General features: G+C 73.5%; 21 protein-coding genes and 1 tRNA gene. 3 read left to right on the top strand and 19 right to left on the bottom strand.

Translation table 11 applies throughout. The features are described from left to right. Nucleotides 1–219: 219 nt before the first annotated feature. From ACFPGP_RS15215 to ACFPGP_RS15205, 3 genes are all read right to left on the bottom strand, one after another. Nucleotides 220–798, bottom strand: a complete 579-nt coding sequence (locus ACFPGP_RS15215) for a hypothetical protein (RefSeq protein ID WP_378591525.1) — start codon at nucleotides 796–798, stop codon at nucleotides 220–222. Nucleotides 799–935: 137 nt separating this feature from the next. Beyond that, nucleotides 936–2,150, bottom strand: coding sequence for a lipid-transfer protein (locus ACFPGP_RS15210; protein WP_378591524.1), 1,215 nt, complete (start codon nucleotides 2,148–2,150; stop codon nucleotides 936–938). Next, on the bottom strand, nucleotides 2,147–2,599 hold the full coding sequence (locus tag ACFPGP_RS15205; RefSeq protein WP_378591523.1) for a Zn-ribbon domain-containing OB-fold protein: 453 nt from the start codon (nucleotides 2,597–2,599) through the stop codon (nucleotides 2,147–2,149). Before ACFPGP_RS15205 ends, ACFPGP_RS15210 begins: the two co-directional genes overlap by 4 nt. Nucleotides 2,600–2,744: 145 nt before the next feature. On the opposite strand from ACFPGP_RS15205, the gene ACFPGP_RS15200 reads away from it, so the two are divergent. Next, the gene (locus ACFPGP_RS15200) at nucleotides 2,745–3,164 is read left to right on the top strand and encodes a pyridoxamine 5'-phosphate oxidase family protein (protein ID WP_378591522.1); all 420 of its coding nucleotides are present in this window, start codon (nucleotides 2,745–2,747) and stop codon (nucleotides 3,162–3,164) included. 63 nt (nucleotides 3,165–3,227) lie between these two features. Here ACFPGP_RS15200 and ACFPGP_RS15195 read toward each other — a convergent pair whose 3' ends face one another. Further along, nucleotides 3,228–4,622 carry a cystathionine beta-synthase gene (locus ACFPGP_RS15195; RefSeq protein WP_378591521.1) on the bottom strand — a complete coding sequence of 465 codons (1,395 nt, stop codon included), beginning with the start codon at nucleotides 4,620–4,622 and terminating at the stop codon, nucleotides 3,228–3,230. A gap of 61 nt (nucleotides 4,623–4,683) precedes the next feature. Here ACFPGP_RS15195 and ACFPGP_RS15190 point away from each other — a divergent pair, with 61 nt between their 5' ends. Next, entirely contained in the window at nucleotides 4,684–5,736 is a 1,053-nt protein-coding gene (locus ACFPGP_RS15190) for an SGNH/GDSL hydrolase family protein (RefSeq protein ID WP_378591519.1), read from the top strand. Between the two features lie 19 nt (nucleotides 5,737–5,755). On the opposite strand, the gene ACFPGP_RS15185 is transcribed toward ACFPGP_RS15190, so the two are convergent. The 13 genes from ACFPGP_RS15185 to eno form a co-directional block, all read right to left on the bottom strand. Beyond that, the gene (locus ACFPGP_RS15185; RefSeq protein ID WP_378591518.1) at nucleotides 5,756–6,625 is read right to left on the bottom strand and encodes a Bax inhibitor-1/YccA family protein; all 870 of its coding nucleotides are present in this window, start codon (nucleotides 6,623–6,625) and stop codon (nucleotides 5,756–5,758) included. Nucleotides 6,626–6,784: 159 nt separating this feature from the next. After that, the gene (locus ACFPGP_RS15180; RefSeq protein ID WP_378591517.1) at nucleotides 6,785–8,881 is read right to left on the bottom strand and encodes a dehydrogenase; all 2,097 of its coding nucleotides are present in this window, start codon (nucleotides 8,879–8,881) and stop codon (nucleotides 6,785–6,787) included. Between the two features lie 28 nt (nucleotides 8,882–8,909). Continuing rightward, nucleotides 8,910–10,001, bottom strand: a complete 1,092-nt coding sequence (locus ACFPGP_RS15175) for an SDR family oxidoreductase (RefSeq protein WP_378591515.1) — start codon at nucleotides 9,999–10,001, stop codon at nucleotides 8,910–8,912. A 108-nt stretch (nucleotides 10,002–10,109) separates the two neighbouring features. Further along, nucleotides 10,110–10,880 carry a LamG domain-containing protein gene (locus ACFPGP_RS15170; RefSeq protein ID WP_378591514.1) on the bottom strand — a complete coding sequence of 257 codons (771 nt, stop codon included), beginning with the start codon at nucleotides 10,878–10,880 and terminating at the stop codon, nucleotides 10,110–10,112. Nucleotides 10,881–11,042: 162 nt separating this feature from the next. Continuing rightward, a tRNA-Leu gene (locus tag ACFPGP_RS15165) sits at nucleotides 11,043–11,116 on the bottom strand. Nucleotides 11,117–11,143: 27 nt separating this feature from the next. Further along, nucleotides 11,144–11,995 (bottom strand): uracil-DNA glycosylase, encoded by an 852-nt coding sequence (locus ACFPGP_RS15160; RefSeq protein ID WP_378591512.1) that lies wholly within the window; start codon nucleotides 11,993–11,995, stop codon nucleotides 11,144–11,146. A gap of 46 nt (nucleotides 11,996–12,041) precedes the next feature. Continuing rightward, nucleotides 12,042–12,317 carry a hypothetical protein gene (locus ACFPGP_RS15155; protein ID WP_378591511.1) on the bottom strand — a complete coding sequence of 92 codons (276 nt, stop codon included), beginning with the start codon at nucleotides 12,315–12,317 and terminating at the stop codon, nucleotides 12,042–12,044. A 66-nt stretch (nucleotides 12,318–12,383) separates the two neighbouring features. Further along, nucleotides 12,384–12,650: a DUF3618 domain-containing protein gene (locus ACFPGP_RS15150; protein ID WP_378591509.1), complete on the bottom strand. Its 267-nt coding sequence runs from the start codon at nucleotides 12,648–12,650 to the stop codon at nucleotides 12,384–12,386. After that, nucleotides 12,647–13,075 carry a phage holin family protein gene (locus ACFPGP_RS15145; protein WP_378591508.1) on the bottom strand — a complete coding sequence of 143 codons (429 nt, stop codon included), beginning with the start codon at nucleotides 13,073–13,075 and terminating at the stop codon, nucleotides 12,647–12,649. Before ACFPGP_RS15145 ends, ACFPGP_RS15150 begins: the two co-directional genes overlap by 4 nt. Nucleotides 13,076–13,120: 45 nt before the next feature. Beyond that, nucleotides 13,121–14,041 (bottom strand): Ppx/GppA phosphatase family protein, encoded by a 921-nt coding sequence (locus ACFPGP_RS15140; RefSeq protein WP_378591506.1) that lies wholly within the window; start codon nucleotides 14,039–14,041, stop codon nucleotides 13,121–13,123. After that, nucleotides 14,038–14,562 carry a DUF501 domain-containing protein gene (locus ACFPGP_RS15135; RefSeq protein ID WP_378591505.1) on the bottom strand — a complete coding sequence of 175 codons (525 nt, stop codon included), beginning with the start codon at nucleotides 14,560–14,562 and terminating at the stop codon, nucleotides 14,038–14,040. The genes ACFPGP_RS15140 and ACFPGP_RS15135 overlap by 4 nt, the downstream gene beginning before the upstream one ends. Next, nucleotides 14,559–15,170 (bottom strand): FtsB family cell division protein, encoded by a 612-nt coding sequence (locus ACFPGP_RS15130; RefSeq protein ID WP_378591504.1) that lies wholly within the window; start codon nucleotides 15,168–15,170, stop codon nucleotides 14,559–14,561. Before ACFPGP_RS15130 ends, ACFPGP_RS15135 begins: the two co-directional genes overlap by 4 nt. A gap of 3 nt (nucleotides 15,171–15,173) precedes the next feature. Further along, nucleotides 15,174–16,451, bottom strand: a complete 1,278-nt coding sequence (gene eno / locus ACFPGP_RS15125) for a phosphopyruvate hydratase (RefSeq protein WP_378591502.1) — start codon at nucleotides 16,449–16,451, stop codon at nucleotides 15,174–15,176. A gap of 93 nt (nucleotides 16,452–16,544) precedes the next feature. Here eno and ACFPGP_RS15120 point away from each other — a divergent pair, with 93 nt between their 5' ends. After that, nucleotides 16,545–17,381 carry a class I SAM-dependent methyltransferase gene (locus tag ACFPGP_RS15120; protein WP_378591501.1) on the top strand — a complete coding sequence of 279 codons (837 nt, stop codon included), beginning with the start codon at nucleotides 16,545–16,547 and terminating at the stop codon, nucleotides 17,379–17,381. Between the two features lie 56 nt (nucleotides 17,382–17,437). On the opposite strand, the gene ACFPGP_RS15115 is transcribed toward ACFPGP_RS15120, so the two are convergent. Further along, nucleotides 17,438–18,667: an AGE family epimerase/isomerase gene (locus ACFPGP_RS15115; protein ID WP_378591499.1), complete on the bottom strand. Its 1,230-nt coding sequence runs from the start codon at nucleotides 18,665–18,667 to the stop codon at nucleotides 17,438–17,440. Further along, nucleotides 18,664–19,269 carry a nucleoside triphosphate pyrophosphohydrolase gene (locus ACFPGP_RS15110; protein ID WP_378591498.1) on the bottom strand — a complete coding sequence of 202 codons (606 nt, stop codon included), beginning with the start codon at nucleotides 19,267–19,269 and terminating at the stop codon, nucleotides 18,664–18,666. Before ACFPGP_RS15110 ends, ACFPGP_RS15115 begins: the two co-directional genes overlap by 4 nt. Nucleotides 19,270–19,271 lie beyond the last annotated feature (2 nt).

The following is a 19,271-nucleotide window of genomic DNA, read 5'->3' as shown; positions in this document are numbered from 1 at the left end:
GCCTACGCTAAGCCCTCAGAGGTCATCGAAGACCTCCTGTTGCGCTGACCGCCCGAATCCGCCCGGGTTAACTCGCGATTTGGTCACTGTCGCACCGAGACAACCATCCGACAGTGACCAATTCACGGGTCAACCCGCGTTTTGTGTGGCTGAAGTGACGCATGGGAACGGCCGCCCAGCTCCTGGCGGAGCGGGGCGGCCGGACGGATGGGTGGCGGGTCAGCGGAAGACGGGGTGCTTCTGGACGAAGTCGACGTTCTTCCACCAGCGGCCCAGGCCCCAGGTGTCGCCTGCGTGCAGGCCGGCCAGCAGGATCAGGGTCAGCGCGCCCAGGATGTGGTCGTCGAGGAACGGGTGGTTCTCCGGAGGCAGGACGACGGTCCACATGAGCACGTAGAGCACGACGCCGCACACGGTGGCGATCTTCATGCCCGCACCGAAGGTGAGGGCCAGGCCGATGCCGAGCAGGCCGAGCATGAACAGCCAGTCGGCCCAGGTGGCGCCGGCGATGTCGTTGTAGAAGCTCTTGAACGGGCCGTCGGCGCCGTAGAGCAGGAAGCCCTCGGTGGGGCTGCCGCCGTTGATCCAGGCGGCGTCGCCGAAGCGGTCGAGCACGCCGGCGTCGTTGTAGCCGGTGTGGTAACCGAGCGCGAACAGCTTGTCGAAGAACGCCCACAGGAACGTGAGCCCGAAGGCGATGCGCAGGACGGCGGCGACCTTCATGGTGGTCGTGCTGGGCGTCTCGATCGTGGCGTCGGCTCCGATCGGCACGTTCTTGGCGGAATGCGTGGTGGCCATGACGGGACCTCTCTCTTGTTGATCCTTCAACAAGCAGGGTGGTCCAGACTGCCCCTCCGGGGGCAGGGCTGTAGGTCCCGCTCCGGAGGGACCTACTCCCCCGCTTGGGCGGGACCCCCAGGCCACGAGAGCGGACCTCAGGTGCTGAGCACGACCGAGGAGCCGTGGCCGAACAGGCCCTGGTTGGCGGTGATCCCGACCCGCGCGCCGTCGACCTGGCGGCCGGCGGCCTGCCCGCGCAGCTGCCACGTCACCTCGCACACCTGCGCGAGCGCCTGGGCCGGCACGGCCTCGCCGAAGCAGGCCAGCCCGCCCGAGGGGTTGACCGGGATCCGCCCGCCGACGGTCGTCTCCCCCGCGCGCAGCAGGGCCTCGGCCTCGCCCGGGCCGCACAGCGCGAGGTCCTCCATCCAGTCCAGCTCGAGCGCGGTGGAGAGGTCGTAGACCTCGGCCAGGTCGACGTCGTCGGGGCCGAGCCCGGCCTCGTCGTACGCCGCGTCGGCGATCGACTGCTTGAAGGTGCGGCGCGGGCCGTCGTCGCCGCCGTGGTCGTCGAACGGCGGCAGCGCGGGGTCGGTCGCCAGCTGCGGCATGTCGAGCACGGTGTGGGGGAAGCTCGGCGTCACCGTCGACACCGCGCGGATCCGCACGGACCCGGTCGCCCCGGTGCGACGGACGTACTCGTCGCTGGCGAGCACCACCGCCGCCGCGCCGTCGGAGGTGGCGCAGATGTCGAGCAGGTGCAGCGGGTCGCTGACCACGGGCGAACCGAGCACGTCCGCAGCGGTCACCTCGGCGCGGTAGCGCGCGTGGGGGTTGGCCAGGCCGTGCCGGGCGTTCTTGACCTTCACGGCCGCGAAGTCCTCGGGGGTCGCGCCGTAGAGGTCCATCCGGCGGCGGGCGTAGAGCGCGAAGTACGCCGGGTTGGTCATGCCGAGCAGCCGGAAGCGCAGCCAGTCGGGGTCGTCCCAGCGCTCTCCGGCGTTGGGGGCGAGGAAGCCCTTCGGCGTGGTGTCGGCGCCGACGACGAGCGCGACCTCGCTGAGGCCGGCCAGGATCCGGGCGCGCGCGGTGTCGAGCGCCTGGGCGCCGGTCGCACAGGCGGCGTACGACGTCGCGACGCGCGCGCCGTTCCAGCCGAGGGCCTGGGCGAAGGTGGCGCCGGCGACGTAGCCGGCGTAGCCGTTGCGCACGGTCTCGCCGCCGACGACGAGGTCGACGTCGCGCCACGGTACGCCCGCGTCGTCGAGGGCGGCGCGGGCCGCGTGCACGCCGTAGGTCACGAAGGAGCGACCCCACTTGCCCCAGGGGTGCATCCCGACGCCCACGACCCGCACGGCCCCGCCGGTCACTGGCTGGCCTCCTCGCCGAGCTCCACCACCGGCTTCCAGCGCCAGGTGGTGCGGTCGCCGGACTCGTCGGCGTACAGCGTCTCGACGACGAGCTCGACCTCGGCCCCGACGTGGAGGTCGCCCACGCCGTACCCCTCGGCGACCTGGCCGAGCACCACCAGCCCCTCGGCGAGCTCGACCGCGGCCAGCGCGAACGGCTGGTAGGGATCGGTAGCCGGGACGTAGGGCGGCGGCGGCTGGTAGCGCGCGTCGGTGTAGGACCAGACGGTCCCGCGGCGCGAGAGGGGCACGGTCTCGAACTCCTCGCCCGGACACCCGGGACGGCGGCAGAACCCGGCGGTCGGCGGGAAGAACGTGGCCGCGCACGCGGTGCAGCGCGAGCCCAGCAGCGCGGGCGCGTCGCCGGTGGTGAACCAGCCGTCGACGGCGGGCGTCGGTGCCGTGGCCATGGGACCCCTCTCGAACTAGAACAGGTTTCAGCCTAGCGGCCCGCGACCGGTCACAGGACCTGCGACCGGCGGCCCGGAGGACCTAGGACCCTCCCCACCGGGCTGGACCGGACTCAGGCTGGAGGCCAGGAAGAGGAGGTGCTCCGTGGCGACGAGGACGGACCGCTGGTGGTCGGGCAAGGTGCTGGAGATGCCCACGGACGAGTGCTGGGAGCTCCTCGACGCGCGGATGGTCGGGCGCCTGGCGTGGCAGGAGGACAACGGCCCGGCGATCGTGCCGGTGAACTACGTCGTGGGTGACGGCTACGTCTACTTCCGGACCAAGCCGGAGTCGCGGATCGGCCGCAACGTCCTGCGCGGCCCCATCAGCTTCCAGGTCGACGACGTCGACGACTTCAACCAGGCCGGCTGGAGCGTGCTGGTGCGTGGCCGGGCCGAGGAGGCCCCGCACGACGAGTGCCCCTCCGGGTGGGACTCCCCCAGCACCTGGCCCGAGCAGGACCGGCCCCTCGTCGTCCGGATCGTGCCCGCCGAGGTGACCGGGCGCCGCCTGCTCTCCAGCTGAGGACTCCGACGGGGGCGTCGGACAGGGGACGGAACGGTAGTCCCAGGCGGCCGGACGGCGTGTTCAGCCAGCTGCAAGAAACGCGAGCAGGTCCTGGCGCGTGAGCACGCCGACCGGCTTGCCGTCCTCGTGCACGAGCACCGCGTCGGCCTTCTCCAGCAGCGCGACCGCGGCCCGGGCCGGCTCGGTCGAGCCGATCGTGGGCAGCGGCTCGGACATGTGGTCCTCGACCGGGTCGGTGAGCCGGGCCTTGCCGGCGTAGAGCGCGTCGAGCAGGGTGCGCTCGGAGACCGAGCCCGCGACCTCGGCCGCGACGATCGGCGGCTCGGCGCGGACGACGGGCATCTGCGAGACGCTGTACTCCTGCAGGATCGCGACCGCCTCGGCGACCGTCTCCGCGGGGTGGGTGTGCACGAGGTCGGGCAGCACGCCCGACTTGCCGCGCAGCACCTCGCCGACGGTCTGCTCCTCGCCGCGGGCGGACTCGACCGTGAAGCCGTACTGCCCCAGCCACTCGTCGTTGAAGACCTTGGTCAGGTAACCGCGGCCCGAGTCGGGCAGCAGCACCACGACCACGGCGTCGTCGCGGCCCTCGGCCCGCAGCTCGGCGGCGAGCTGCTTCGCGGCGTACGCCGCCATGCCGGACGAGCCGCCGACGAGCAGCGCCTCCTCGCGGGCGAGCCGGCGGGTGAAGGCGAAGGAGTCGGCGTCGGAGACCTCGATGATCCGGTCGGCGATGTCGGGGTCGTAGCAGGCGGGCCAGAAGTCCTCGCCCACGCCCTCGACGAGGTAGGGGCGGCCCGTGCCGCCGGAGTAGACCGACCCCGCCGGGTCGGCGCCGATCACCCGGACCTCGGGGTTCTGCTCCTTGAGGTAGCGGCCGATGCCGGTGATGGTGCCGCCGGTGCCGACGCCGCAGACGAAGTGGGTGATCCGGCCGTCGGTCTGCTCCCAGATCTCCGGACCCGTCGTCTCGTAGTGCGACCGCGGGTTGTGCGGGTTGGAGTACTGGTCGGGCTTCCACGCCCCGGGCTGCGACGAGAGCCGGTCGGAGACGTTGTAGTAGGAGTCGGGGTGCTCGGGAGCCACCGCGGTCGGGCAGACCACGACCTCGGCGCCGTAGGCCTTGAGCACGTTGCGCTTGTCCTCGCTGACCTTGTCGGGGCACACGAAGATGCAGCGGTAGCCCTTCTGCTGGGCCACCATCGCCAGCCCGACGCCGGTGTTGCCGGAGGTCGGCTCGACGATCGTGCCACCGGGCTGGAGCTCGCCGGAGGCCTCGGCGGCCTCGATCATCCGGGTCGCGATGCGGTCCTTTACCGAGCCACCCGGGTTGAGGTACTCGATCTTGGCCAGCACCAGGGGCCCCTGCTCGGGGTCGTCGATGTCGAGCGTGCGCGAGAGCCGCACGAGCGGGGTGTTGCCGATCAGGTCGAGGACCGAGTTCGCGTACTGCACCGATCCAACCTAGCGACGGGTTCTGCCAAAGTCCCAACCCGCGGATCCGTAGGATCGGGGTGTGGGGAAAGCAGCAGCGGCACGGAGGCTCGCGTCCGCAGCGGCGTACGGCGGTGGGGGCGTGTCGGTGCTGGGCGCGGCCCTCTACGGCGTGCTCAACGTCGAGGCCCAGCTGGCCCGGCGGGCCATCGGCGAGGCCAGCGACGAGCCGCCGCCCGACGCCACCGGCTGGTACGGCCGCGGGCGCCCGGGGCCGGCGATCAAGGTCGCGCTGCTCGGCGACTCGAGCGCCGCGGGGTACGGCGTTGCCCGCGTCGAGCAGACCCCCGGCGCGGTGCTGGCCTCGGGCGTCGCGGAACGCGCCGACCGGCGGGTCCACCTGCGCGCCTTCGCCAAGGTCGGCGCCCGCTCCTCCGACCTCGCGGGCCAGGTCGACCGCGCGCTGCCCACCGAGCCCGACGTCGCGGTGATCCTGATCGGCGTCAACGACGTCACCCACCAGGTGCTGCCGGCCGCGTCGGTGCGCCACCTCGTCGAGGGGGTCACCCGCCTGCGCGAGGCCGGTGTCGAGGTGGTCGTCGGCACCTGCCCCGACCTCGGCACCCTCCAGCCGGTGGCGCCGCCGCTGCGGCAGCTGGCCCGCACCTGGTCGCGCCGCCTCGCCGCCGCGCAGACCATCGCCGTCGTCGAGCAGGGCGGCCGGACCGTGTCGCTGGGCTCGATCCTCGGGCCGGAGTTCGCGGCCGCGCCCGCCCTGCTCTTCGGCCCCGACCGCTTCCACCCCTCCGCGCAGGGCTACCGCTCGCTGGCCGGGGTGCTGCTGCCGACCGTGCTGGTCGCCCTGGGCTTCGGGCGCGAGGAGGACGCCCACCCCGACCGCCTGCGCGGCGAGGGCGTGCTGCCCGTGGCGGCCGCGGCCGTCCAGGCCGTCGAGGAGCCGGGCACCGAGCTCGGGGGCACCGAGGTGCTCGGCTCGCGGCGCGGAGTCCGCGGCCTGTGGGTGGAGCTGCGCCACCGCCGCCGCGAGGCGCAGGGCCCGCCCCAGGGCCCGACCCCCGACGAGGAGCCCGGACATGACACTGACCCGTCGCTCACGAGCGACGGGTCAGCGTGAGGTTGCTGCTGGTCGAGGGTCAGTCGGAGTTGAGGATCGCCAGGATCCGCAGCAGGTTGGTGTAGATCCAGACCAGGCTGACGGTCAGCGCGAACGCCGCACGCCACGACTCACGCTCGTCGATGCCGGCGCGGACGCCCTGCTCGACGAAGTCGAAGTCGAGGATCAGCATGAAGACACCGAGCACCAGGCCGGCGAGGGCGAAGATGAAGCCCATGCCGCCGAAGCCGAAGAGGCCGAGGCCGCTGCCGAACATGCTGAGCACGACCTCGAGCAGGCCGAGGGCGACCATGCCGAACATCGCGCCGATGACGAAGGTGCGGAACTTGTTGCCGACCTGGATGTCGAAGAACTTGTACGCCGCGAGGGTGCCGGCGAAGGCGGCGAAGGTGCCGATGACCGCCTGGACGACGATGTTGTCGCTCAGGTTGGTCGAGTCGCTGACGAAGGTCGCGTCGATGAACTTGCTGAACGCTCCGAGCGCCACGCCCTCGAAGGCGCAGAACGCGAGCACCAGCGCGGGGCTGATCACGCGCTTGAAGGAGTTCACCATCGACAGCGCGAAGGCGCCGAGCGAGCCCAGCGTCAGCGCAGCGACCAGCGGGCCGATGTCGGCCGTCGAGTCGGTCATGTCGGGGGTGAGGATCCACGTCGCGGCAGCGGTGAGGATGACCACGAACAACGAGATCGCGGTCTTCTGCACGACGGAGTCGATGGTCATCGGGCGACCGGTGGTGACCGGGGCGCCCGGCTGCTCGTAGCCCGCCGGGCCCGAGCCGTAGCCGCCGTAGGTCTGGCCGTTGCCGGCATACGTCTGGTTGCCGTAGACGTTCGCTGACTGCCCGTTGAACGCCTCGGAGCGTCGGAACACCGGGTTGTTGCTCTGCATGGTCTCCTCCTTGGAGGCCGTCGCGGGCGCGTCTGCTCTGACGCGCTCCGTGGCTGGACCCAGTCTAGGCAGGTCCTGCCTGGTCCAACGAGCGAGTCGGGCCGCCTGTTCCCGCTGCGGCGGCCTCCTCAGACCACCCCGAGAGACCCTGGTCCGCGCTCAGCCGGCGGCGGCCGCCGCGGCCCGCGCCTCGAGCGCGAGCTCGCGGGTGCGGGCGAGGTGCTCGTCGGTGAAGACGCCGTTGACGCCGGAGATGGTGGCCAGCCGCATGCCGTGCTTGAGGCCGAGCCGGTAGATCTCCTTGACCTTCTCCCACTCGATGTTGCGACCCACGGTGAACGTCTCGTAGCGCCCCTCGAGCGCGAGGACGACGGTCTCGGCCAGGCACGCGTACACCACCCCGGGCGGGAGGCCGATGTCCTTCATGTGCACGTCGCCGGGGAGCTCGATCTCGCCGGACTCGACGACCAGCACGTCGGGACGCCGCGCGACGTCCTCGGCGGAGAGGTCGAGGGGGCGGGCCACGTCGGTGATCACGCAGCCGGGCTTGACCGCCATGATGTCGAGCACCCGCTTGCCGGCGCCCGAGGTGGCGGTGACGATCACGTCCATGTCGCCGAGGTGGTCGCCGGGCGTCGCGGCCACGTGGACCGTGGCGCGCGGGTGCTCGAGCTCGATCTCGTGCTTGAGCGCGAGCAGCTTGGCGGTCTCGGGCGAGACCAGCCACAGCTCGTCACTGGCCAGGGCCAGCAGCCGCGCGCACACCGAGCCGATGGCGCCCGTCGCCCCGACCACCATCACCCGGCCGTGGATCCGGCCCTTCTCGTCGACCTCGAGCAGCCCCAGCCGCTCGACCGCCTCGTGGGCCGCCCACAACGCACCCGAGGCGCTGTAGCTGTTGCCGGTGGTGACCGGGAGCGGCGCCTGCTTGGCGACGGTGACGCCGGCGTCGCCGACGACCTTGGTGAAGGCACCGAGCCCCATCACCTGGGCCCCCAGCTTGCGGGCGATCTCGGCGGCCTGCAGCAGCCGGGCGTAGGTGAACTCCGGGCTGTGCGCCATCAGCTCCTTGGGCGTGCCGCCCACGCTGATCAGCCAGCCCTCGGCCTCGGCCCCCGTGGGCGAGGTGATGCCGGTGACGTGGCTGTAGACGAACGGCGGGGCGTAGGCGACCGCCTTCTCGACGACGTCCATGACCGGGGAGGGAGCGACCTTGGAGATGGTGCGCAGCGGCTCGACGCGCTGGAAGAACTGCTGCGACAGCGGGTGGATCACGAAGGCGAAGCGGCTCTTGCGCCTCGGGCCGTTGGGCTGCAGCACCCGCGGCTCGAGGCCGGCGGCGACGATCAGGTCGAGCAGGTCGTCGTCGGTGAGCGCGTGGGAGGCGGCGACGCTGGCGTGCATCATCGCCGCGAGCACGGCCGAGGTGACGGTGACACCGTGGTCGACGAAGGGCTGCGGCGTGGCGTCGAGCACCAGGTCGACGCCGCGACCGGCCAGCTCCTCGAGCCGCTCGTCGGAGATCGCGGAGGTGATGAGCGTCTTGCCGGCGAGGTCCTCGAGGCCGAAGCCCGCCAGCTCGTCGTAGGTCGCCACCACGACGTCGCAGTCGCGCGCGGCCTTGCGGGCCAGGGCGTGGCTCCAGGCCTGCCCGGGTGCGCGCAGCCGGCCGCGCACGACGCCGGGCAGGTGGTGAAGCGGCCACGCCGCCGCGTCGCCGGCGATGCCGAGCAGGGGGACCGAGTGCAGCGTGGCCGGGAGGTCGAGGCGCAGCAGCGGGTCGGCGAACTCGAGGTTGCGGGTCGACTCCCGCAGCACCCGCACCGTGCGGTCGTGGTTCGTCCCGCCGAGCACGACCGTGCGGGCGTTGTCGAAGTAGCCCGGCTGCGTCGTGCGCAGGTGGCGGATCGCCCACTCCTGCAGGACGTCGTGCAGGGCGTGGCCGTCGGTGACGGGGACCTCGTCGCCGGCGGCCGCCATCACCTTCTCCACGGCGTCGAGGTCGCCGTCGTACAGCCCGGCGGCGCGCGCCTCGCGCACCCCGGTGACGGCGATGGCGTCAGCGCGACCGGCCCAGTGGCGCACCAGGTCGCGGGCCGCCCCGACGTCACCGTCGGTGCCCTGGCGGACGATGCGGAAGCGCCGGTCGAGGAAGGTCACCCGGGCGTCGTAGTCGCGCTCGGACCCGGTCAGGCTGACGTTCACCACCAGGAGCGGGGCGTCGGTCGGGCTGGTCGTGGCGGTCGTCGGGGTCACAGGTCCTCCAGGTCGGCTCCGGGTCGGCTCAGGCCATGGCGTGGGCGTCGACCTCGGGGTGGGCGAGCATGTAGTCGAGCAGGCGGTCGGCGTACGACGAGAACGGCGGGCAGGTCACGCCCGTGCCCTCGAGGTCAGTGGTGGTCTGCGTGGTGGCGTACGTCGTGGGCGAGGCGAAGTAGTCGAGGGCCTCGGCCGGCAGCCCCATCAGCCGCTCCATGCCCGGCACCGACCCGACGAGCAGGTGCACCGGCCGCAGGGGCAGCGGCACCCACACCAGACGCTTGCCGAGGTGGCCGGCGAAGGCCGTGACCAGCTCGCGGACCGACGGCGGCTCGGGGTCGGTCAGGGCGTAGGTGCGGCCCAGGGAGCGGTCGAGCACCGAGAGCACGTCCATGGCGTCGACCACGAAGTCGCGCGGGACGACGCAGACCTTCACCCGGTCGCGGTCGCCGAGCGCGGGCACCAGCGCGACCTTGGGCTGGCGGCGCAGGAAGGTGGCCAGGAAGTACGGCCCGTCGTACTTCTGGGTGGCGCCGGTCGTGGAGTCACCGACCACGATGCCGGGGCGGTAGATGGTCGCGGGCAGGCCGTCGGCCATCGCCTTGCGCACCAGCATCTCGGCCTCGTACTTCGTGGACTCGTAGTGGTTGCGGAACTCCTGGCCCTCGTCGAGCCCGTCCTCGGGGAACTCGCCCTCGTAGCGGCCGCTGACGTAGCAGGTGCTGACGTACTGCAGGCGGGTCAGCCCCGGCAGCGTGCGGCACAGGTCGATCACGGCGGCGGTGCCGTCGACGTTCACGGCGTGGGCGAGCGCGGGCGCGACGGCGAGGTCGTAGACCGCGGCGAGGTGCCAGACCTCCGTGACGCCCTCGACGGCCGCGCGGCCGTCGTCGTCGAGGCCGAGACCGCGGCGCGTGAGGTCGCCGGTGACGAGCGTGACCCGGCCGCGGGTGTCGGGGTGCTCGCGCTCGATCTCCCCCACCCGGGCCCGGGCGGTGTCGAGGTGGCGGGGCTGCACCAGGCAGACCGCCGTGCTGCCCTCGCGCCGTGCGAGCAGGCGCGGGAGCAGGGCGGAGCCGAGGAACCCCGGGAAGCCGGTCATCAGCAGGGTGCTCACGCCAGCACGATGCTCCGGTTGCGACGGTCCGGCACAGGGCCGAAGGACCCGGCCGGCCGGGGCGAGTGTCCCCTCAGCGCCGGCCGCCGGGTCGGCGACGGGTCGCCCTCAGCCCGAGGACCCGAACGGTGCCACCGGTCGCTCGATCCTCACCCAGTCGATGTCGCCGTTGAAGTAGTCGCAGGTGGTGCTGGCCCTCAGCGGGTCGCAGCGCATCTTCCCGCCGATCGACAGCGGCCACTTGTTGTCGATGAGGCCGATGCTGCCCTGGATGCAGTTCGACATGGCGGTCGGGGTGCCCTCGTCGAGGTAGACGCAGACCGAGTTCGCGTTGCGCTCGCAGCGCAGCGTGTGCCAGTCACCGTCGTTGACCTTGGCGTTGGGGTCGGGAGACCTCACGAAGCCGATCGCCTTGGTGTTGTAGTTCTCGTCGCGGTAGTGGCACCGCGGCCAGCCGGTGTGGATGACCAGCTTCCAGTAGCCGCCGGCGTCCTCCGACTGCCCCTTCTGCAGGATGTTGGGGCGCGAACCGAAGGTCCGGAAGCGCACGATGACCGAGTAGGTGTCGGTCCCCGGGTCGAGCATCGGGGTGTCGTCGACCAGGACGAGGCGTTCGCGGTTCTGCACGTTCAACGGGCCGGCGAAGTGGTAGCCGGTGCCGCCGTCGCCGGTCGCCCAGTTGGTGACCACGCTCGTGCCGATGTAGCCGTCGAGGCCGTTGCCCGAGTCGTCGACCATGGTCGGTGGTGACTCGTTCATCTGCCAGTCAGCCATCACCGTGGCCTGGTAGGTGGCCGACGGCGCCGCCGGCTGGCGCGCGGCCGCCGACGCCGCTGCGCCCCCCTGCACCCCGGCTGCCAGCATCGCGAGCCCCACCACCGCCGCTAGACACAGTCTGCGCACCCTGACCAACTCCTCTGTCCCGTTGTCCCTTGCACTGGCAAGGGACGACCCCCATCCCGAGACGACTTCGTTCCACGATCCCCCTCCGGGGCGGCCTGCGAATCGCCAAAACCGGGGGTATCAGCACGGCGCGGCCGGTGCCCCCGCTGGGACTCGAACCCAGACTGAGCCGCTTTTAAGGCGGCTTCCTCTGCCGGTTGGGATACGGGGGCAGGGACCGAGTATCCCCGGTCGACGGGTCAGGCGAACGACGCGGCGCGGCCGAGCACCGCGTCGAGCATCGGCTCGGTGAGCTTGCCGGTGAAGGTGTTCTGCTGGCTGGGGTGGTAGCAGCCGAGCAGGGTGACCTCCTCGCTGGCACCCCCCGCCGCGGCGCGCGTGAGCACGGCCTCGGCGCCGTGGCCGAAGCGCGGGCGCGGCCGGGGCACGGCCCAGCCGAGCGCGGCACAGGTGCGCAGGGCGGCGTCCCAGCCGAACGAGCCGAGGGCGACGACCACGCGGACCTCGGTGAGCAGCGTGAGCTCGCGGTGCAGCCACGGGGCGCAGGTGTCGCGCTCGGCGGGGGTCGGCTTGTTCGCGGGCGGCGCGCAGCGGACGGTCGCGACCACGCGGGTGCCGAGCAGCTCGAGGCCGTCGCCGGCGTGGGTGGCGGTCGGCTGGTTGGCGAGGCCGGCGCGGTGCAGCCCGGCGTACAACCAGTCGCCCGAACGGTCGCCGGTGAAGACGCGGCCGGTGCGGTTGGCGCCGTTCGCCGCCGGCGCGAGGCCGACCACGAGCACCCGGGCGTCGGAGGGGCCGAAGCCCGGGGCGGGTCGGCCCCAGTAGGGCTCCCCCGCGTACGACGCCCGCTTGGTCGTCGCGACCTCCTCCCGCCAGGCGACCAGGCGCGGACACGCCCGGCAGGTGCTGACGGCCGCGTCGAGGGTCGCGAGGTCGGCGTCCGCGGCGAGGCGGTGCACGTCCGCGGCGGTGGCGGCGACCGGCGTGGTCGTGTCGGCGGGGTCACCGGGCCACCCGGTGCCCGGGGGCACGGGCGAGGCGAACGGCCGCCCGGTGAGCGGGTGCGGCAGCAGGACGCCCGGGTCGGTCACCCGGACATCCTGCCGCCGACGGTCGTTCCTCGTGGTGCGGGGTGGGCTACGGGGTCGTGGTGCCGGCGTGGGCGCCCTCGTCGCGTCGGACCTTGTCGGCCGCGGTCGAGGCGAAGGTCGACGCGGTCTCCTTGGCCTTCTCGCCGAGGTTGGCGGCCTGCTCGGCGGCGACGTCCTGGGCCTGCTGCCGGGCGGCCTGCACCTTCGGGTTGCCCATCACCGAGCGGGCGGTCTGGGCGATCTGGTCGTAGCGCTGGCGTCCGGCACGGGCGCCGAGCACGTAGCCGGCGGCGCCGGCGGCCAGCAGGGTGAGCTTGCTCATCAGGGGTTCTCCTCTGTCGGTGCTTCCGGATCGTTCTGGCGGGGTTCCGCCGCCGTCGGGCGTGCGTCAGGCACGCCGACGGCGCAGGACGAGGCCGCCGACCGCGAGCGCGACCACGCCGACGGCCACGGCGACCGCTGCCGGCCGCGGCTTCCCGGTGTCGGTGGTGGCCCGCGCCCGCAGGTCGGCGACCTTGTCCTGCGCCCGGCTCTTGACGTCGAGCTTGTGGTGGAGCGCGTCGACGGTGTCGGCGAGCTCGTCGCGCTGCCGCGCGATGTCGGCCTCGAGCTCCTCGGGGGTGCTCGGGGTGGTGCCGTTGCGGGTGTGGCTCATGACGTGTGACCGCCCTTCACGGTGGCGACGTCCTGCCTGACGCCGGCGATGGCGTGCTCCGGGACCGGCGGGGTGGCCTCGGTGACCTCCTTCTTGCCGACCAGTGCGGCGATGCCGGCGGCGACCAGCAGCACGGCCGCCACGAGCAGCGCCGCGGACCATGCCGGCAGCACCAGGTCGAGCGCGAGCACCGCGCCCGCGACCGTCGTGCCGAGGGCGAGGAAGGCCAGCAGCCCCGCCACGCTGAACAGGCCGACGCCGAGGCCGGCCCGCTTCCCCTTCTCGGTGAGCTCGGCCTGGGCCAGTCGCAGCTCGCTGCGGACCAGCTCGGGCAGCTGCTCGCTCAGCCGGTGCACGAGCGCGCCGACCGGCTCGTCGCCGGTGGGCGCCGCCCGGCGCGTCGAGGTGTCCGTCTGGTTGCTCATGCAGCCCCCGTGCCCACCCCGCCCCGGGTGAAACGTCGCGAGGGCTCAGTCGGCCAGCGACCAGGCGATCCCGTCGAGGATGTCGGCCTCGGACGCGACCAGGTGGGTCGGGCGGGTGCGGCGCAGGATCCGGGAGAGGACGAGGGCGCCGGCGTCGAGGACGTCGGCGCGGCCGGGGTGCAGCCACGGGAGGGCCAGACGGTCGTCGAGGGCCATCGCCACGAAGCGGTGGGTGAAGGCGTGCACGTCGGCGTCGGCGACCACGGCCTGGTCGATCGCGTCGCGGTCGTACGCCGGCAGGTCGAGCACGCCGGCCACCACCGAGCACACCGTCCCGGCCACGCCGACGACGGTGGCCGCGGCGCCGGGGTCGACTCCCCCCGTCCGGAGCGAGTCGTCGAGGGTGGCGTCGATGTCGGCCACGCAGGCCGCGACCTCGGCGGCCGTCGGCGGGTCGGAGTGGAGGTGCCGCTCGTGCAGCCGCACCGACCCGATGTCCATCGAGTGCGCGGCGTCGGGGGCGGGGGCGCCGGGTGAGCCGAGGATCAGCTCGGTCGACCCGCCGCCGATGTCGACGACGAGCACCGGCGGCTCCGGGGGCACGCGCAGGTGCCGCACGGCACCCGCGAAGGCGAGCGCCGCCTCCTCCTCCCCCGACAGGACCTCGGGCTCGACCCCGAGCCGTGCCACCACGCCGGCGGTGAAGTCCGCGGCGTTCGCCGCGTCGCGGGTCGCCGAGGTCGCGCAGAACCGGATCCGCGCCACGTCGTGGCGCGCGAGGATCGCGGCGTACTCGTCGAGCGCGGCGAACGCCCGCTCCAGCGCCTCGTCGGCCAGCCGCCCGGTGCGGTCGACGCCCTGGCCGAGCCGCACCATCCGGGTCTCGCGCACGGCCACCTCGGGCAGGTCGCCGATGAGGAGCTTGATCGTGTTGGTGCCGCAGTCGATCGCGGCGATCGTGCTCACGAGCCGCCGCCCGCGGGGTCGGTGACCTCGACGCACGGCCCGTCGTCCCACCACGACCCGAGCAGGTCGAGCACCTCGTCACCGAGCGGGTTCACGCCGCGACCCTGGGCCAGCGACTGCCCCGCCAGCACGTGGAGGCACTTGACCCGGTCGGGCATCCCGCCCGCGGAGATGCCCTCGATCTCGGGGACGTCGAGCCCGGCGGCGGCGCCCACCTCGGCGCGTGCCTCGAGGTAGCGCTCGTGCGCGGCGCGGTAGGCCGCCGCCAGGTCGGGGTCGGCGCCGAGCCGGTCCTGCATCTCCTTCATCAGCCCCGATCCCTCGAGGGTGCCGATCCGTGAGGCGGCGCGCGGGCAGGTCAGGTAGAAGGTCGTCGGGAACGGCGTGCCCTGCGGCAGCCGCGGCTCGGTGGTGACGACGTCGGGGAGCCCGCACGGGCACCGGTGGCCGACGCCGTGCACGCCGCGCGGCTCGCGGCCGAGCTGGGCGTCGACCGCGGCCTCGTCGGCCGCGTCGATCACTCCCCGGCCCCGCTGCCGCGCTCGCCGGCCGGCGCGTCGATCTCGGTGGCGGGGGGTGGCGTGGCGCGCGGGGGCTCACCGGCCAGCACGACGGAGTCCCACGCCTTGCCCCACCACGCCTCGGGCGGCTGCTGGCCGACGTCGCTGGCGTCGGGCAGCTCGGTCTGGCTCTCGAGCGGCTTGCCGTCCTCGCCGAGCACGACGTAGGACGTCTCCCCCGGCATCAGGAACCCGAAGCGCTCGCGGGCCTGGGCCTCGACGTACGCGTCGTCGTTCCAGCGGCGCTTCTCGCGCTCGAGGTCGTTGATGCTGGCCTGCCGCTCGGAGATGTCGGCCTTGAGGGCCTCGATGTGCGCGCGCTGCTGGAGGTAGGCGCGCAGCGACGAGGCGTAGGAGACCGCCAGCACCGCGACGACCAGCACGAGCACCAGCATCCGGCCGGTGAAGCGGGGCCGCTGCGGCTCCTCACGACCGGCCGCGCCGCGTACCGGTGCGCCCGCCGACCGCCCGCCGCGCATCGCCCCGCCGCTCGTGGCCCCCGGGACCCGCCCCGGACCGGAGCGGGAGCGCGGGCGCGAGGCGCGCGGCGAGCGACGGCTGTCGGGCACGGGTCAGACCTGGTAGCGGGGGAACGCGCCGGCGCCGGCGTAGCGCGCCGCGTCGCCGAGCTCGTCCTCGATGCGGAGCAGCTGGTTGTACTTGGCCACGCGCTCGGAGCGCGCCGGGGCGCCGGTCTTGATCTGGCCGCAGTTGGTCGCCACGGCGAGGTCGGCGATCGTGGTGTCCTCGGTCTCGCCCGAGCGGTGGCTCATCATGCAGCGGTAGCCGTTGCGGTGCGCGAGCTCGACGGAGTCGAGGGTCTCGGTCAGCGAGCCGATCTGGTTGACCTTCACCAGCAGGGCGTTGGCCTGGCCGCCGGTGATGCCGCGCTGGAGGCGCTCGACGTTGGTGACGAAGAGGTCGTCGCCGACGATCTGGATCTTGTCGCCGAGCAGGTCGGTGATGGCCTTCCAGCCGTCCCAGTCCTCCTCGTCGAGCGGGTCCTCGATCGAGACGATGGGGTACGCCGCGACGAGGTCGGCGTAGTAGGCCGCCATCTCGTCGGCCGACTTCGAGCCGCCCTCGAAGGCGTACGAGCCGTCCCCGAAGAACTCCGAGGCGGCGACGTCCATCGCCAGGGCGATGTCGGTGCCGAGCGTCAGGCCGGCCGCGGACACGGCCTCCCCGATCAGGTCGAGCGCCTCGCGGTTGGACCCGAGGTCGGGCGCGAAGCCGCCCTCGTCGCCGAGGCCGGTGGCCAGGCCGCGCTTCTTCAGCACCGACTTGAGCGCGTGGTAGACCTCGGCGCCGCTGCGCAGCGCCTCGCGGAAGGTGGGGGCGCCGATCGGCGCGATCATGAACTCCTGCACGTCGACGTTGGAGTCGGCGTGGGAGCCGCCGTTGAGGATGTTCATCATCGGCACGGGCAGCAGGTGCGCGTTGGGGCCGCCGACGTAGCGGTAGAGCGGGAGGCCGGCGGACTCCGCGGCCGCGCGGGCCACGGCCAGCGAGGTGCCGAGGATCGCGTTGGCACCGAGGTCGGCCTTGTTGGGCGTCGCGTCGAGCTCGAGCATCGTCTGGTCGACGAGCCGCTGGTCGTCGGCCGCGAGGCCCTCGACGGCCGGGCCGATCTTCTGGATCACGGCGTCGACGGCCTGCTGCACCCCCTTGCCGCCGTAGCGGTCGCCGCCGTCGCGCAGCTCCACCGCCTCGAACGCGCCGGTCGAGGCGCCGCTCGGCACCATCGCCCTCGCGAACGCTCCGTCGTCGAGGAGCACCTCGACCTCGACGGTGGGGTTGCCGCGCGAGTCGAGGATCTCGCGGGCGCCGACTGCTTCGATACTGGCCACGACGGCAGCCTAACCGCGGGCGCGGGACGATCCGCGCAGCACCCGCGGTGCGGGCGGGTGGTGCTCGGGGTGAGCCGCACCTAGCCTCGATGCATGAGTGCCGCCACCCCGCAGGAGCAGGTGCACCAGTGGGCCGGGATGTTCGACACCCTCTCGGCCTCCTACGACCAGTCCGGCGTGCCGTTCTTCACCACGATCGCGCAGGGGCTCGTGGAGCGTCTCGCGCCGCGACCCGGTGAACGCGCCGCCGACCTCGGCGCCGGCCGCGGCGCCGCGACGTTCCCGCTCGCCGAGGCGGTGGGGCCCGAGGGCCGGGTCGACGCGCTCGACGTCGCGCCGGGCATGGTGCGGCTGACCTCCGAAGCCGTTGCCGCGCGCGGCCTCGACCACGTGCGCGTGCTCCACGGCGACGCCAGTGACCCGTCGCTGCCGCCCGCGTCGTACGACGTGGTGGCGTCGTCGCTGGTGCTCTTCTTCCTGCCGCAGCCCGAGGACGCGCTGCCGCGCTGGCTCGACCTGCTCGACGAGGGCGGGCGTCTGGGGGTCGCGACGTTCCGCCCCTGGAGCGGCACCTGGAAGGCGATCGAGGACCTCTTCGCCGAGTACGACCACGACACCGGACGCCCGGCCACGACCTCGATGCCCGACGTCTACGCGACCGACGAGGGGGTCGAGGGTCTGCTCCGCGACGCCGGCGCCGCCGACGTCCGCACCGACGCGCTGCGGGTCGCGGTGCCCTTCGACGACGTCGAGCAGTGGCGCGTCTGGTCGCTCGGCACCGCGATGCGCGGGCTGTGGATGCGCGCCCCCGAGGAGAAGCACGAGGAGATCCTCGCCCGCGTCGCCGACCTGCTCGACGCCGACCGCGGCCCCGACGGCCGCAGCCGGCTGCACGTCGACATCCGCTACACGCTGGGCCGGCGTGCCTGACTTCTCCACAACCTCCGCTGGGACCCCACGCTGACCCGCCGTTAGTTAACGGCGGGTCAGCGGTCGAGGAGGCCCTCCCGCAGGGCGGTGGCGAGGGTGGGCGAGAGCGGCAGGCGCGGGAAGAGCGTGGCCTGGAAGGCGTGGTAGGCGTCGGGCTTGCCGCGCCACACCACCGCGCTGGGCTGCAGCGAGGGGTCGAGCTCGTGGTGCCACGAGCCCCGCTCGCGGTCGAGGAAGACCGCGGCGACGTGGTCCCACCAGGTGCGGTACCACGCGTCGTACGCCGGGTCGCCGGTCGCGGCCGCGAGGGCTGCGGCGGTGGCCGTGGCCTCGGCGGCGACCCAGTGCATCCGCTCGCGGACCACCGGCTCCCCCGACCAGTCGACGGTGTAGACGAAGCCGTCGGCGCCGTCGACGGCCCAGCCCTCCGCGACGGCGGCGTCGAAGAGGGCCCGCGCGTGCTCGCCCAGCCACGACGGCGCCTCGGCTCCCAGTGCGGCGGCGAGGTCGAGCGAGAGCCGCGACCACTCCAGCCAGTGGCCGATCGTGGCGCCGTAGGGGCGGAAGGGGTCGGCGGGCGACTCCCGGTTGTAGTCGAGCAGCGGCCGCCACGCCTCGTCGAAGTGCTCCGGGATCCGCCAGTCGTGGGCCGGGGCGAGGTCGTGCACCACGCGGGTGGTGATCCGCTGCGCGCGCTCGAGCAGGGACCGGTCGCCGGTGACGTCGGCCGCGGCCAGCAGCGCCTCGACCGCGTGCATGTTCGCGTTGACGCCGCGGTAGGGGTCGAGGGCCGTGAACCCCTCGTCCCACTCCTCGACGACCATGCCGTGCTCGTCGTCCCAGAACCGTCCGAGCAGCACCTCGAGCGCCTCGGCGAGCAGCGCTTCGCCCTCCGTGTGCCCGGCGGCCGCGGCGCTGGACGCCGCGACCACCACGAACGCGTGGGGGTAGGCGGTCTTCGCGGTGCCGACCGGGCCGGAGCCGTCGACCGCGGCGTACCAGCCGCCGTGGACGGCGTCGTGGAAGCGGCCCCGGACCGCCGCGAGCCCATGCTCCACCAACGGCCCGCAGCCCGGTCGGCCGAGCAGCTCGCCCAGCGCGAAGACGTGGGTCATCCGGCAGGTGATCCAGAGCTCGACGGGTCGGTCGGGCTCGGGGCGCCCGGCGTCGTCGAGCCAGGCGAAGCCACCGTCGGGGTGGCGGGAGGCGCGGGCGAACGCGAGCAGCCGGTCGCCCTCGGCCTCGAGCCAGCGGCGGTGGGCCGGGGAGGTGAGCCAGGTGGTCATGGCGACAGGCGGGCGCGGACGGCGTCGCGGAGGGCCTGCTCGGGGTCGATCCCGGCCGCGCGGGCCTCGGCGACGAGGGCGAGCAGGCGGGAGCCGAGGTCGTCGCCGGCCGGGTCGAGCGGCGTGCCGGCGCGGGCCGCTCGGTCGAGCACCTTGTCGGCGTGGAGCAGCGCCGGGAGGCCGGGCGGGAGGCCGTCGGTGATCGAGGAGCGCGACTTCTCGGCGGCCTTGATGGCCTCCCAGGCCTCGTTGATCGCGGCGGGGTCGCCGCCCTCGGCCCGCTCCTCCCCCTCCGGCGCGAAGACGTGGGGGTTGCGGCGGTGCATCTTGGCCACGACGTCGGCGGCCACGTCGTCGAGCGTGAACTCGCCCGACTCCTCGGCGATCACCGCGTGGAAGTAGACCTGCAGCAGGAGGTCGCCGAGCTCCTCGCGGAGGTGCTCGGCGTCACCGGTGTCGATCGCCTCGAGGGTCTCGTGGGTCTCCTCGAGCAGGTAGCGCGCCAGCGAGCGGTGGGTCTGCGAGGCCTTCCAGCTGCACTCGGCGCGCAGCCGGCGCATCACGTCGAGGAACTCCAGGAGGGGTTCGCCCGACGCGGTCACGG

This window comes from Nocardioides taihuensis (assembly GCF_042657275.1).
Taxonomy (GTDB): domain Bacteria; phylum Actinomycetota; class Actinomycetes; order Propionibacteriales; family Nocardioidaceae; genus Nocardioides; species Nocardioides taihuensis.
This window is presented reverse-complemented; position numbering and strand designations above follow the sequence as displayed.